Below are 13754 nucleotides of genomic sequence, written 5' to 3' on the forward strand. Positions count from 1 at the left end.
CAGCGCGGGCGCGACCCGAAGGATACCCGCGGCACCGAGCACCACGCCCAAGGCCCGAAAACGCCTGCCACCCTGAAGAACTCCCTGTTCACCGGACAGCAGCACCAGCGCGGGCGCCGCACCGAGCGCGGCAGCACACGCGGCGACCCCGACGTTCAACGCAGCGGTCACCACCGGCACCAGCACCGCGACGACCACCGCGACGATCACCGCGCACCGCCACTGCAAGCGCCGCAGCGCCGCGACGCTCGCGCCCCGAACCAGCTCCCTGGCCACCACGTTCTGCAACGCGAGCGCGGGCACCGCACACAACAACTGCACCGCGAGCAAGCTCGCGAACTCGCTGTACCCGGATACCCCGAGCCAGCGGCCGGCCAGCAGCTGCAGCAGGTACCCGGCCACGTTGGCCGTCATCGCCCCCGCCGTCACCAACGTCAGATCCGCCACCACAGGAAACCGACGGACAGCAGACACGCCCGCCATCGTCCCACCCGACCGCCGCCGCTGGTATCCCGCCCCGCCGCGGGCGAACCGGTCAGCGGGACTGTCGGCGCTCGAGCTTCCAGCGAACGTACTCGCCGAGTGGGATATCAGGGCGCTTGCGGAACGCTTTGGGTCGCCGCGCGTGCAGCCGGGTTTCGGCGGCGTCCGATACCTGGGCGTCGACCGGGCCGGTCGCACCGAGAAGATCCTGGTGTGCGCGGTGCCGGTTGGCGCGGTGCACTCTGGCTCGCTTGCGTGGCAGGTTCTTGCGCGACGCCTTGTCGTTCTCGCCGTAGGTGTTGCGCCGGTCCTTGGCGTAGCTCAGCTGCTTCTTCTCCTGCGGAGACTTCCTCACCACCGAGTCAGGATATGGCCGGCGCGGACGGCTGCCGAATTCTTTTCCGACCGTGGCGGCACCGGGTGCGGGCAGGGCGGACCGTAGGGTGCACAAGCGTGAGTGGGAGCGGTCTCGGGCGACGGAGCCGGTGGGTGACGTGGGTGCCCGCCGGGTACAGCGCGGTGCTCGCGCTGCTCATCGTCGGGCCGCTGCTCGGTTCCGGGTATTTGTTGCTGCGGGATGCGGTGAGTACACCGCGGTCCTATCCGACGGATTCGGCGCTGGGACTCGGGGACGCCGCGCCGCGTGCGGTGCCGCAGGACGCGTTGCTGGCGTGGCTGTCGCCGGTCATCGATGGTGGGTTGATCGTCAAGGCGATACTGCTCGTCGCGCTGTGGGCGGCGGGTTACGGGGCGGCCGTGCTGGCGCGGGAATTATTGGGCGTGTCGGTTGGTGCACAGCTGGTCGCGACGACGGTGGCGCTGTGGAATCCGTACGTGGCCGAGCGGCTGCTGCAAGGCCACTGGAGTCTGCTCGCCGGGTATGCCGCGCTGCCGTGGGTTGCTTTGGCCGCGTATCGGGTTCGCGGCACAGCACGGCACGGCTCCATGAGTGCGTGGGCAGGTTTGGTGGGAAGCCTTGCCGCAGCAGGACTCACACCGACTGGTGCGCTGCTGGCCGGGATCACCGCGCTGTCGCTCGTCGGACGGCGGCATTTCGCCGCCGTGCTGGTCGTGCTGATTGCGGCGTCCGCACCTTGGCTGGCCGCCACCGCGCTGTCCGGGGCGGGCGGCTCACCCTCCGATCCGGCGGGCATTGCCGCGTTCGCCGCTCGCGCCGAACCTGGTCTCGGCACGCTCGGCAGCCTGGCCGGGCTCGGCGGGATCTGGAACGGTGACGCGGTACCCGGTTCACGCACCACACTTCTCGCGTTGATCGGGACCGTACTGCTGCTCGTCATCGTCGCGACGGGGATGCGGTCAGTAGCCACCGACGGCACCGACCCGGACCAGCGATACCTCTGTCGCGCACTCGTCGTGCTCGCGGCACTCGCCGTCCTGCTGCCCGCCCTCGGCGCGACACCGTGGGGCATGCAGGCGCTGGAGTGGCTCGTCGCGCACGTGCCCGGTGCGGGTTTGCTGCGGGACACACAGAAGTACGTGGCGCTGGCGATGCCCGCCTACGCGCTGTGCGCCGCGGCGGGTTGCGGGGTTATCGCCCAGCGGTTCTCGGCGGACGGGGCGGTAGCTGCACCGATCGATCATCCACAGAGCGCGGAAGTCATCGCACGACAGGGGATCATCCCCGCGCCAGCGACCGGCACGGACGGCACGGACGGCACGGACGGCACGGACGGCACGGACGGCACGGACGGCACGGACGGCACGGACGATCGTGCCTTGTCGCCGAGCGTCGCCGCCTCGGTCACAACTTCAGTCGTTACCCGCTCGGTCGCAACGATTTTCATCGCGTTACTGATGCTGCCCCTACTCGATCTAGCGTGGGGCGTCAGCGGTGCGGTGCGCCCGGTGCACTACCCGGCCGAATGGCAGCAGGTCGCCGAAAAGGTGGACGGGCCCGGCGATGTCGCGGTTCTCCCGGGCGGCATGTTCCGCAAGTTCCGGTACAGCGGAAAAGCTCCGGTGCTGGACCCGGCACCACGCATGCTGCCCAACGACGTGCTGCAGACCGGCGAGCTTCCGGTGCGCGGCCGTACCGTGTCCGGTGAGGGTGCCCGTGCCCGCGGCGTGGAAGCGCTACTGCTGCAAGGCGGCTCGGCCCAGCAGCTGGCGGCGAGCGGCATCGGCTGGGTGCTCGTCGAACACGGCACCCCCGGCCCGCTCGGCGATTCGAACACTACACTCGCACAGCTGGATTCGGTGTACAGCGACGCCGACCTCACGCTGTACCGGGTACCGGGCACCATCCATCAGCGCACCGGTTCGGCGATGCATCGGGTTCTTGTCGTTGCGGCCCATGCACTCTGGCTGACGCTGCTGGCCGGCGGCGCGCTCATCGCAACAGTGGCGCGCCCTGCTCATCGCAAACGCTGATCAAGCCTGCGCGTGCCCCTCGGCGATGTCCTGCCGTTGAAACTGCGCGGTGGGCAGGTCTGCGGACCGCAAACGCAAGACTGTTCAGTGTTCGGAGCGCGGGGCAATCAATCCAGAGGTGTGCTCCCCACGCGCGACAGCAGCCAGCACGTCGTACACACCGTTTCCGGTTTGCTCCCAAGAGAATTCCCGCGCCCGCGAGCGCGCCTTCTCCCCCATGACGGTGCGCGCGGCATGCTCGTCGAGCAATTCGCCTACCGCGTCGGCTAATTGGGCGACGTCATCGACCAGGACGCCGGTGACGCCGTCGACGATGGAGTCGGTGAGTCCGCGCGAGCTGCGGTAGCCGATGGTCGGCACGCCGTGCTGGGCGGCCTCGATCACCGCGAGACCCCACCCTTCCTTGCGGGAGGGCAGCACATGCACCCAAGCGCGGGAAAGCAGTTCGTGTTTGCGGCGCTCGTCCACGTGACCGTGGAAAGTGACGGCATCCGCGATGGCGAGGTCGTGCGCGTCGGCCTTCAGGTTGTCCGCCCACCAGCCGTCGCCGATCACGTCGAGGTGCAGGCCGGGGATGCGAGTGCGCAGTCGCGCGACCACGGCGAGCGCGTCCTCGATCTGCTTGTGCGGCACTAGGCGCGAGAGCACCACGATCCGCGGGTTCGCGGTGCGGGTTGCGGTGGCTCCGGTCGGCGCGTCGGCGGGCACCGGTTCGGCGCCGTTGCGCACCACCGCGATCCGGGACTGTTCGACGCCGAGGGTGGCCAGTTCTTCGGCCGAGGGCAGCGAGACGGTCAGGTACTGGTTGCGCCGGTGCACCCGGGGTGAGAGCCGCGACTCGATCCACCAGCCGATCCGGCCGACCAGCCGTCCGGCGACGGGCCACTGTTCCCGGTGTCCGTGGTGCACGAGGACCACGGATGGCGCTTTGGTGGCGGCGGTGGCGAAGAACGGGATGCCGTTCTGGGTGTCGATGACCGCGTCGGGCCGCAGGCCGCGCAACGGTCCGAGGCCGAGCCTGCCGAGTGCCATCGCGGCCAGCGCCCGCGGATAAACGGAGAAGCGGCCCCCTGCGCGACTGATGTCGATGCCGTCGATGCGTTCGCGTTTCGGCGCCCCTGGGTAGCGGGCGGTACGCAGGGTGACCTTGACCCCGCGCGCGGCGAGCTGCGCGCCGACCTGTTCGAGGTACCGCTCGCTGCCGCCGCCCTGCGGGTGCCCGGTGTCACGCCAGCACAGCAGGAGGACTTCGCGCACGGTCGAGCTTCTCTCGGTCAAGTGGTCCCGGTAGGGAATATCGGATATCGCGCTACACCCTAACCCGAGCTCCGCGACAGCAGCTGATCACCGAGCAGTCCGCAGGCACATCGCCTGCAAACATGCCCGCATCGACCCTGTTACCCCTGGCCCCCGGCCTGGACGGACACTTTCGAGCGCCGGACCCGCATCTCGCGCAGGTGGGCGCGAAAAGTGTCCGCCGGGGCCGGTTCGACAGTGGTTCACCCCTGTTATGCGAGACTCGGCGCCGTGTTGAAAGCCGAAAAGACGCCCGCCGACGGTGCGCGAGCGCGCGCGCCCCGGTTCGCGCGCCGGGCGACGCTGCGCCGGTCGTTGCGGTTGCTCGGTAGCTTCCGGTTCGAGCAGACCGATCCGGCGGTGTTCTACGGCGGTCTGGCCGAGGACAGCGCGGCAATGCTCGGCGATTTCTACACAGATCTCACGGGTGCGGAGCTGGCGGGGGCGACGATCCTGGATGTCGGGGGCGGGCCGGGCTATTTCGCCGACGAGTTCGTCAAGACCGGTGCCCGGTACATCCCGGTCGAGCCGGATCCATCGGAGATGCACGCGGCCGGCTTGTCGGTGGCGGGCGCGGTGCGCGGCTCGGGGATGGCACTGCCGTTCCGCGACGACGCGGTGGATATCTGTTTCTCGTCGAATGTCGCCGAACATGTGGCCAAGCCGTGGCTGATGGCGGACGAGATGGTGCGGGTGACCCGGCCGGGCGGGCTGATCGTGTTGTCGTACACGGTCTGGCACGGTCCGTTCGGCGGGCACGAGACGGGTCCGTGGCATTACCTCGGTGGCGAGTACGCCGCGCGGCGGTATCGCCGCAAGCAAGGCAAGGAACCCAAGAACCGATTCGGCACTTCGCTGTTCGCGGTGCGCGCGTCGGACGGGCTACTTTGGGCGGCAAGCACTTCCGCCGACGTGCAGACGATCTTTCCGCGGTATCACCCACGCTGGGCGTGGTGGCTGGTCCGCATCCCGCTGGTGCGCGAGTTGTTGGTGAGCAATTTGGTCGTGGTGGCAACCAAGAAGTAGCTCTATCTAGTGCTCGAGCCAGCCCCGCCGCCAGTTACGCCTGCCGCACGGCTCATGCGCGGGCCGCGTCCACGGGGATTCCTGGATGGCCAGCCCCACGGTCTCCAGCGTGGTCAATCCGACCTGATCAGCTAATGCTCCGACAACGGCGACGGCCTCGGCGGCCTGCATGGCCGCGGTCGCTTGCTCGATGGTCAGCGTCCGGCCCGGTAGGAAGGAGACGACCCATCCTCCCGCACCAACACTCTTCGCTTGATGCTCGGTTTGATCGCTGGTCATCAGCGACCGGTCGACCACTTGCACCGCCATGACTCAGGCTCCCCAATGTGGTATCGGTTCAGGAATCGAGCGAGCTGATCAGTAGCTATCAGCATCCTCTTTCCAGCAACAGAACGCAATAGTGCGTTCTACGAAAAGCGAACCGACGAGTCGGGATTGGTCCTGCTCAGCGAGACTGGGCGGACACAAAACTGAAACATGTTACAGACAACGCTGCGGCAAAACAGTAACGTGTTCTCATGCATTACGACAGCTTGTTCATCGGCGGCCGCTGGACCGCGCCAGCCAGCACCGAGCGCGTTCAGGTCATCTCGCCGGCCACGGTCGAGCCGGTGGGCAGCGTCCCCGCGGTGGCACGCGCCGACGTCGACGCCGCGGTCGCCGCGGCCCGGCACGCCTTCGATCACGGCCCATGGCCGTCCACCCCGCCCGAAGAGCGGGCCCAAGTGCTCACCCGCGTCGCGCGACTGATCGAGGAACGCTCGGCCGATCTGATGGCCGCGCTCACCGCCGAGATGGGCGCGCCGCAGATGATCGCAATGACGCTCAACCAGATTCCCGCGGTCGCCGCGCTCGACGCCTACGCCGGGCTCGCGAAGTCGTTCCCGTGGACCGAGACCCGCACCGGTATGTTCGGCACCTCGCGCGTCAGCCGGGAGCCGCGCGGTGTCGTCGCGGCCGTCACGGCGTGGAACGTGCCGCTGTTTCTCGCGGCCAACAAACTTGCGCCGTCGTTGCTGGCGGGCTGTACGGTCGTGCTCAAACCCGCACCGCTGACGCCGATCACGGCCAATATGCTGGCCGACATCTTTACCGAGGCGGGCCTGCCCGAGGGCGTGCTCTCCGTGCTGCCCGCCGAGGCCGAGGCCGCCGAGTATCTGGTCTCGCACCCCGGTGTCGACAAGGTCACCTTCACCGGCAGCACGGCGGTGGGCAAGAAGATCGGCGCGATCGCCACCGGTCAGCTCAAAAGCGTCTCGCTCGAGCTCGGCGGCAAGTCCGCGGCAATCCTGTTGCCGGACATGGATATCGCGGGCATTCCGGTGCTCGCCTTCTCCGGTTTGATGAACAGCGGACAGGGTTGCGTCGCGCAGACCCGAATCCTGGCCCCGCGCAGCAGGTATGACGAGATCCTCGACGCACTGGTCGAGCACGTGAAGACCATGAAGGTCGGCGACCCCAACGATCCGACCGTGCAGCTGGGCCCGCTGATCTCGGAGCGTCAGCGCGAGCGGGTCGAGGGCTACATCGCCAAGGGCAAGGCCGAGGGCGCGCGGCTCGTGCTCGGCGGCGGGCGGCCCGAGGGGCTGGATCGCGGCTGGTTCGTCGAGCCGACCATCTTCGCCGACGTGGACAACAAGTCGACCATCGCCCAAGAGGAGATCTTCGGCCCGGTGCTGTCGGTGATCCCCTACGAGACCGAGGACGAAGCGGTGGCCATCGCCAACGACTCGGTGTACGGCCTGGCCGGCTCGGTGTGGACCGCGGACGTCGAGCACGGTGCCGAGCTCGCCGCGCGGGTGCGCACCGGGACGTTCGCGATCAACTGGTATGCGTTCGATCCCAGCTCACCGTTCGGCGGCTACAAAGCCTCCGGGCTCGGGCGCGAGAACGGCCCGGAGGGTCTGGACGCATTCTGCGAACAGAAGTCACTGCTCATGCCGATGGGCTGGACGGGCTGATCAGTCGGTCGGCATGACCACCCGCAGGACGGGCTCGCTGTGGCGGCCCGTGAGGCTCGGCGCGTCGACGATCTCGACGCGCCAGCCCGGAGGCAGGACCGCCTGCAAACGCCCGGCAGCGCGGCGTAGCGGCGTGCTAGCGGTCGCCAGTTCGAAGCCGGCAACCAAGGGGGCGATGGACGCCCCGGTCTCCAGATCGGTCATGCTCCAACCACCTCTCGCGCGTCGATCCCATCGTTCGCCGCGAGCATCGCGGAAAACCGATGTCGATAGGGAAGTAGTTCAGTCGATCAGTTAACAGTTAGCAATCGGACTGGTAGGTCATGAGACCAAGAACACGGCAAGCATAAGCCACTTGTGCGCAAACCTCGCACACCGGGCAACTACCCCATATCGAGCTGCCGCAAACGTTGGGTGCTCGTGACCTGTGCGCACCGACCATTACCAATAGCACCACAACTTCGGGTCCGCGCGGCGGGAAACACGCCATACCGACGACTGATGATCCGTCATGCTGACGGCGGTGGGCCACTGCCTCAGTTGCGACAGGTTGCGCGGCGGCATGATTCACGGCGCTCGTCGTGAAAACTACTGTGCCGCCGCGTCGCCTGGAGTTTCCGTCTCGGGGTGGCGCATCAACCGATCACTGTCGTAATGACCGACGGTAATCCGCCGGAGTCGTGCCGGTCGCCGCCCGGAGATGGGTGCGCAGGGCGGTCACGCTGCCGAAGCCGGACTGTGCGGCGACCACTTCGACTGGCAGGTCGGTGGTTTCGAGCAGTTCGCGGGCCCGCACGGTGTGCTGTGCGTCGAGCCAGCGCCGCGGCGTAGTGCCGACCTCCGCTTTGAAGCGGCGGATGAAGGTGCGCTCGCTCATCAGCGCGTGCGCGGCCAGCGCCGAAACATCCGGCGCCGCAGCCGGGTTCCGCGCCGCCCAAGCCATGGTCGCGGCCAAGCCGCCGTGGAAGCCGTTGTCCGCCAAGGCGTCCGGGATGTATTGCGCCTGACCGCCCGCGCGATGCGGTGGCGTCACATTCCACCGTGCCAATTCCGCCGCCGGACTCGCGCCGAGTTCTCGGCGCGCGATGTGCAGGCACAAATCCAGTCCTGCCGACAGTCCTGCGGAAGTGAGCACGTCGCCGTCGTCCACATATAGCGCGGCCGGATCCAGCTTGACGGCGGGAAAAAGATCGGCGAATTCATCGCAGTAAGCCCAGTGTGTCGTGGCGGGTCGGCCGTCCAGCAGCCCTGCCCGCGCGAGCACAAAAGCGCCGACGCAGATGCTCACCATGGTCGCGCCCCGCGCCGCCGCGGCACGCAGTGCCGCGAGCGCCTCCTCCGGCGGCGGCAGCGTGGGCAGTCCGATCCCCGGCACCACCACGATGTCGGCGGTCGCCAACGCCTCCAGCCCGTGCTCGACCCGCAGATCGAACCCGTTCGGCGTCCACACCGGGCCGGGCCGCAACCCACAGGTCTCCATCCGGAACCCCGCCGGCTCGCCGAACTTCCCTGGTCCGTGGCGGAAAACCTGTACGGCGCACGCGAGGTCATAGGTCATGACACCGTCCAAGACGAGCGCGACGACCTGTTTCACCCAGCCAGTTTGGCATGAATCAGAGCATTAGTGTCATCCCTGCCACTCGCCATGCCCTGCTCGCCCACGCTTCACTGATTTTCGACTCACGAGCGAGAGGGGAACCTGGATGGCCACGCCGACCAGCATCGATTGGGAATGGGCGACTCGGACGGGTGGCGCACTGTCCGGCAAACAACGCAGACAACTCATGGCCACCGTCACCCGAGCACTGCCTGCTCTCCTCTCCGATCGCGCCCGCCTCGCCCTCGGCCGCCGCGGCGCGGGCCGCCTGGACTTCGCCGGCCTCCGCCTCCCCGATTCAACTCTCGCCCGCGCGGCGGAAGCCGAAGCGCACGAATCGCTCTCTCCCCACGTGCTCGGCCATTCCTACCGCACCTACTTCTTCGGCCGAGTCCTCGCCGACCTCGACGGCGCCCGCTACGACGACGAATTGGTCTACGTCTCCTGCCTTCTGCACGACCTCCAACTCGAACACCCCACACCCAACCGCTGTTTCGCCGTCACCGGCGCCGAACGCGCCGTCGCCTTCGCCGCCGAGGCCGGCGCCACCCCCGCCCAACTCCACGCCATCGGCACCGCCATCGCCACCCATATCACCCCCGGCGACGGCAAAAACCTGAGCGACCCAGGAAGATTCATCTACGCAGGCGCCTCCGTAGACGTAATCGGCAGCCGCCTGGCCGACCTCGACCCCGCCTGGGTCGATGAACTCCTGCGCCGCCACCCCCGCCACAACTTCAGCAAGCACATGGTCACCGCCCTCACCAACGAAGCCGCAGCAATGCCGCACGGCCGCACCCACTGGCTCAACACCCGCACCGCCCTACGCCAACTCACCAAGTACTCCCCCTTCCCCGAATAACCCTCCCCACAAAAGAATCCCCACCCACCCAGACAAACGACGAGTGGCACACGGTGTCGGCAAACGCCGAGGAGCCCTCTCCACCATGTGCCACTCGACACCTATTCAGTACCCAAGTTTGTCGCAAGCACACCCTTGCGGGTTCCATGTTCGGTACGCGGTCAGTTATCTACAGACTGGAATCCGCACCACGCGAATATGTTTCGGCTATTCGGCGCCCAACCCCGAGCAATGTGTTCTCAAACGGATCCGGACGATGGCAGGACGAAGATCAGGTGCCTTCGGTCCAGAACCGTTGCAGGCAGGCGACAGCCTCGGCCTTGGACATGGCCGCAACCTCGCTATCCGTCAGACCGGCACGGCTGATGAGCAGATGAACCAGATCAGCGGGCAGCGATTCCCTCGGTGCCTCGGGAATGCCCCGTTCGGGCAGCGTGCCGTCCAGCACGCATTGCCAGAATGCCTCCTCGCCTACCGCCAACTGGTCACGCAGGATATGTGCCCACAAAGTGGCACCGTAGGTGGTTCGATTCACCGGATGCGAGATTCGGGTTCGCAGAATCCGGCCGTCGAGTAGCCCGAATTCATACGTGACATGGTGAGTTCCGGTCCGGCCGCGCGCATCTCGAACCCGCGTCCAGCCCTCGACCTTGCAGAACTGCTCATGCCGTTCACGGGTCGGCTGCGGCCACGTCACCTGGCTACTCCGACCAGCCAATCACGAAGCTGGACATCATTACTGAGGGCAATCAGCTGAACCAGGCCCCAGTTTTCCCGATGGTTGGGCGCGTTCCTCAGCCGGCTCTGCCAGTCGTCAGCGTATTCCCGCAGGGCGACGATCATCTCGTCGACAGCCTCGTCGAACGTGGCACCGTCAGCGGCGATGGGCAAGCCCGGCAAGAACACCGACCACCCACCGTCTTCGGCCACCACCTCGGCCGTGGCCGGGCACAGCTTGGCGAGCGCGTAGCGCAGCCGCTCCGCATCTACGACAGCGGCGTACTCCGCATCACGACGGACAGTCGCCACCCGCCCCTGGCCTGCGGCATCCAGCAAATCCTTCAAATGAGCGCGGGCTTCGGTGTAGCTGTCGTAGTGGATCGCAGACATTGGGCACCTTCCAATCGGTACCACCATGGTCGCCGACCCACGTAAGTACGTCAAGTACTTGAAGTACTTGGAGCGGAGATGGTCACTGCTCGATGCAACGCTCTGAAACGAAACCGCCCGCACCATCGAAATGGTGCGGGCGGTCGACGTTGTGCGGATCAGCCGAGGCGTTCCTTCAATGCCTCGAACTCGTCGCGAACTCCGGAGGGGAGCTTGTCGCCGACGAATTCGAACCATTCCTCGATGAGCGGGATTTCTTTGCGCCACTCGTCGGCGTCGACCTTGAGGGCCTCGTCGACGTCGTCGGGGTCGACCTTCAGGCCGTCGAGGTCGAGGTGGGCGGCGACGGGGACGTGGCCGATGGCGGTGGCCTGGGCTTCGGCCGTGCCGTCGACGCGGCCGACGATCCACTCCAGCACGCGGGAGTTCTCACCGAAACCGGGCCACAGGAAGCGGCCGTCGGCGCCGCGACGGAACCAGTTGACGTAGAAGATCTTCGGCAGCTTGTTCGCGTCGGCGTTCTTGCCGAGGTTGATCCAGTGGTTCAGGTAGTCACCGACGTGGTAGCCCATGAACGGGATCATCGCCATCGGGTCGCGGCGGACGGTGCCGACCTTGCCCTCGGCCGCGGCGGTCTGCTCCGACGACAGGGTGGCGCCCATGAAAACGCCGTGCTGCCAGTCGAAGGACTCGGTGACCAGCGGGACCGTGGTCTTGCGCCGGCCGCCGAACAGGATCGCCGAGATCGGCACGCCCTGCGGGTCGTCCCATTCGGGCGCCAGGATCGGGCACTGCGACATCGGCGTGCAGTAGCGCGAGTTCGGGTGGGCGGCAAGGGTTTCGGTCTCCCGGAGGTACCAGTCGTTGCCCTTCCAGTCGATCAGGTGATCGGGCTCGCCCTCCAGACCTTCCCACCACACGTCGTTGTTGTCGGTCAGCGCGACGTTGGTGTAGACGGTGTTACCCGCCTCCATGGTGGCCATGGCATTCGGGTTCGAGCTGCGGTTGGTGCCCGGCGCGACGCCGAAGAAGCCGTACTCCGGGTTCACCGCGTAGAGGCGGCCGTCCTTGCCGAAGCGCATCCAGGCGATGTCGTCACCGAGGGTTTCGGCGCGCCAGCCGGGCACGGTGGGCTGGATCATCGCGAGGTTGGTCTTGCCGCAGGCGCTCGGGAAGGCGGCCGCGATGTAGTAGGCCTTGTTCTCCGGGGAGATCAGCTTGAGGATCAGCATGTGCTCGGCCAGCCAGCCCTCGTCGTGCGCCATCGCCGAGGCGATGCGCAGCGAGTAGCACTTCTTGCCGAGCAGCGCGTTGCCGCCGTAGCCGGAGCCGTAGCTCCAGATCTCGCGGTCCTCCGGGAAGTGGGTGATGTATTTGGTGTCGTTGCACGGCCACGGCACGTCGGCCTGGCCCTCGGCGAGCGGGGCGCCGACGGAGTGCAGCGCCTTCACGAACGGACGGTCGGTGCCGAGCTTCTCCAGCGCGGCCTTGCCCATCCTGGTCATCACGCGCATCGAGACGACGACGTATTCGGAGTCGGTGATCTCCACGCCCAGCTTGGGGTCCTCGGCACCGAGCGGGCCCATGCAGAACGGCACCACGTACAGGGTGCGGCCCTTCATCGAGCCGCGGTACAGCTCGGTCATGGTGGCGCGCATCTCGGCGGGGTCGACCCAGTTGTTGGTCGGTCCGGCGTCGGCTTCGCTCTTGGAACAGATGTAGGTGCGCGACTCGACCCGAGCCACGTCCGACGGATCGGAGAGCGCGAGGAAGGAATTCGGCTTCTTCTTCGGATCGAGCTGCTTGAAGGTGCCCGCCTCGACGAGCTGAGTGGTCAAACGATCCCATTCTTCGTCGGAACCGTCGGCCCAGACCACTCGCTCTGGCTGAGTGAGTTCTGCGACTTCCTGTACCCAGGCGAGTAGTTCGCTGTGCTCGGTCGGCGGCTTGCCGTCGGATCCACGAAGACCAGGAATGGTCGCTGAGGTCATGAAAACTCTCCTGAGATGGGCGGTCCCTACGATGCATCGCCGCCTGGCCACAAAGGCCCTGTTGACCAGCGCGAATACACCGAGCGCCACCATTGGCGGGAAGGCACCCGCTACGACCAGTCGAAAGCGCGCCCCGGCTGGACGGCGGACGAGGACTTAGCGGACGCCCAAGTTCCTGATTAGAGGTTAACGCGATGTGACGACGGGAACGGAATCGGGTTCGTCACTATGTACCCATTCTTAAGAGTTAATCAACCCGCTGCGATCCAACGGTCGAGGATCGCGATATCGCGTTCACACGCCGCGAGTTGGCCGGGTTGTTCGGCAACCATGCGCCGTAATCGCGCTTCTACTTCGGCGACGCGCCGATCGGTCTCCACCATCCGGGTGGCGCTCAGCTGCACCACCCGGTCGGCCAGCACGGTCTCGGTTTCCACCAGCGCGGTCGCTATCCGCTGCTCGAGCTGGGCTTTTACATTGATGAGCGCGTCGGAGACCCACTGCCGGACGTGCGCGCGGTCGGCCAGCTGCCCGCGGGCGCGCACCACCCAGCCCGCCACGCCCGCGCCGAGCAGCAGGGTCACCGGCACGCTCGCGAAATCCAGCGCGGGGACCAGCGAAAGTGGCGAAACCAACAACCTGCCGAGGCCGACACCCGCCGACGCGCCGAGCGCGATCACTAGGTGATCTTCGACACCACGGTGTCGCGGATCGGGGTCGGGGCCGACCCGCGGCGCGGGGTCGCGACGACGCGACGGCATGGTCTGCGCAGGCGCGGCACCGAGCAGTCCCGGCCCGGTGCCGTGCAGTCCCGGCCCGAGGCTGCTGTCGATGTGCGCGGTGAGTTCGGCGAGGCGCTGGTCGATGGCGAGGTCCAGCGCGCCGGTCAGTTCGGTGGTGGCGTGCTGCAAGCGCTCGGGGTAGCCGGCGAGCTCGCTGCGGCGCATGCGGTCGAGGTCGGCGCGGGTCGCGGTGTGCAGCGCCCGGATCCGGGCACCCACCTCCGTCATCAGGTCGACCCGAGCCAGGTGCAGCTG

Annotated in this window: 12 protein-coding genes and 2 pseudogenes; 4 read left to right on the forward strand and 10 right to left on the reverse strand. The window is 67.3% G+C overall.

The window, feature by feature from the left end; genetic code table 11:
• Together NN4_RS43125 and NN4_RS43130 are read right to left on the reverse strand one after the other, a co-directional pair.
• A pseudogene (locus NN4_RS43125) lies at window positions 1–483 on the reverse strand (polysaccharide biosynthesis protein); the annotation flags it as partial.
• A 52-nt stretch (window positions 484–535) separates the two neighbouring features.
• Window positions 536–841 carry a hypothetical protein gene (locus NN4_RS43130; RefSeq protein WP_147143852.1) on the reverse strand — a complete coding sequence of 102 codons (306 nt, stop codon included), beginning with the start codon at window positions 839–841 and terminating at the stop codon, window positions 536–538.
• 131 nt (window positions 842–972) lie between these two features.
• Here NN4_RS43130 and NN4_RS46500 point away from each other — a divergent pair, with 131 nt between their 5' ends.
• On the forward strand, window positions 973–2874 hold the full coding sequence (locus NN4_RS46500) for an MmpA family trehalose lipid delivery protein (RefSeq protein ID WP_308633358.1): 1902 nt from the start codon (window positions 973–975) through the stop codon (window positions 2872–2874).
• Between the two features lie 84 nt (window positions 2875–2958).
• Here NN4_RS46500 and NN4_RS43145 read toward each other — a convergent pair whose 3' ends face one another.
• Entirely contained in the window at window positions 2959–4131 is a 1173-nt protein-coding gene (locus tag NN4_RS43145) for a glycosyltransferase family 4 protein (protein WP_147143855.1), read from the reverse strand.
• Window positions 4132–4401: 270 nt separating this feature from the next.
• Here NN4_RS43145 and NN4_RS43150 point away from each other — a divergent pair, with 270 nt between their 5' ends.
• A complete protein-coding gene (locus tag NN4_RS43150) occupies window positions 4402–5196 on the forward strand; it encodes a class I SAM-dependent methyltransferase (protein ID WP_147143858.1) in 795 nt (264 codons plus the stop codon).
• Between the two features lie 6 nt (window positions 5197–5202).
• Here NN4_RS43150 and NN4_RS43155 read toward each other — a convergent pair whose 3' ends face one another.
• Complete coding sequence (locus NN4_RS43155; RefSeq protein ID WP_147143860.1) at window positions 5203–5505, reverse strand: hypothetical protein; 303 nt, start codon at window positions 5503–5505, stop codon at window positions 5203–5205.
• 209 nt (window positions 5506–5714) lie between these two features.
• Between NN4_RS43155 and NN4_RS43160 the strand changes: the two genes are divergently transcribed.
• Window positions 5715–7157, forward strand: coding sequence for an aldehyde dehydrogenase (locus tag NN4_RS43160; protein WP_147143863.1), 1443 nt, complete (start codon window positions 5715–5717; stop codon window positions 7155–7157).
• On the opposite strand, the gene NN4_RS43165 is transcribed toward NN4_RS43160, so the two are convergent.
• Both NN4_RS43165 and NN4_RS43170 read right to left on the reverse strand, forming a co-directional pair.
• Window positions 7158–7361 (reverse strand): hypothetical protein, encoded by a 204-nt coding sequence (locus NN4_RS43165; protein WP_107653296.1) that lies wholly within the window; start codon window positions 7359–7361, stop codon window positions 7158–7160. It lies immediately after the preceding gene.
• Window positions 7362–7800: 439 nt separating this feature from the next.
• A complete protein-coding gene (locus tag NN4_RS43170; RefSeq protein ID WP_147143866.1) occupies window positions 7801–8751 on the reverse strand; it encodes a GlxA family transcriptional regulator in 951 nt (316 codons plus the stop codon).
• 109 nt (window positions 8752–8860) lie between these two features.
• Here NN4_RS43170 and NN4_RS43175 point away from each other — a divergent pair, with 109 nt between their 5' ends.
• The gene (locus tag NN4_RS43175; RefSeq protein WP_147143871.1) at window positions 8861–9616 is read left to right on the forward strand and encodes an HD domain-containing protein; all 756 of its coding nucleotides are present in this window, start codon (window positions 8861–8863) and stop codon (window positions 9614–9616) included.
• A gap of 271 nt (window positions 9617–9887) precedes the next feature.
• Here NN4_RS43175 and NN4_RS43180 read toward each other — a convergent pair whose 3' ends face one another.
• The 4 genes and pseudogenes from NN4_RS43180 to NN4_RS43195 all read right to left on the reverse strand — a co-directional run.
• Entirely contained in the window at window positions 9888–10313 is a 426-nt protein-coding gene (locus tag NN4_RS43180) for a cytotoxic translational repressor of toxin-antitoxin stability system (protein ID WP_147143874.1), read from the reverse strand.
• Entirely contained in the window at window positions 10310–10726 is a 417-nt protein-coding gene (locus tag NN4_RS43185) for a RelB antitoxin-like protein (protein ID WP_147143877.1), read from the reverse strand. The genes NN4_RS43180 and NN4_RS43185 overlap by 4 nt, the downstream gene beginning before the upstream one ends.
• 158 nt (window positions 10727–10884) lie before the next feature.
• Window positions 10885–12717 (reverse strand): phosphoenolpyruvate carboxykinase (GTP), encoded by a 1833-nt coding sequence (locus NN4_RS43190; RefSeq protein ID WP_147143880.1) that lies wholly within the window; start codon window positions 12715–12717, stop codon window positions 10885–10887.
• 251 nt (window positions 12718–12968) lie between these two features.
• Window positions 12969–13754: pseudogene (locus tag NN4_RS43195) on the reverse strand (hypothetical protein); the annotation flags it as partial.

The organism is Nocardia ninae NBRC 108245, from assembly GCF_007990755.1.
GTDB classification, from domain to species: Bacteria; Actinomycetota; Actinomycetes; order Mycobacteriales; family Mycobacteriaceae; genus Nocardia; species Nocardia ninae.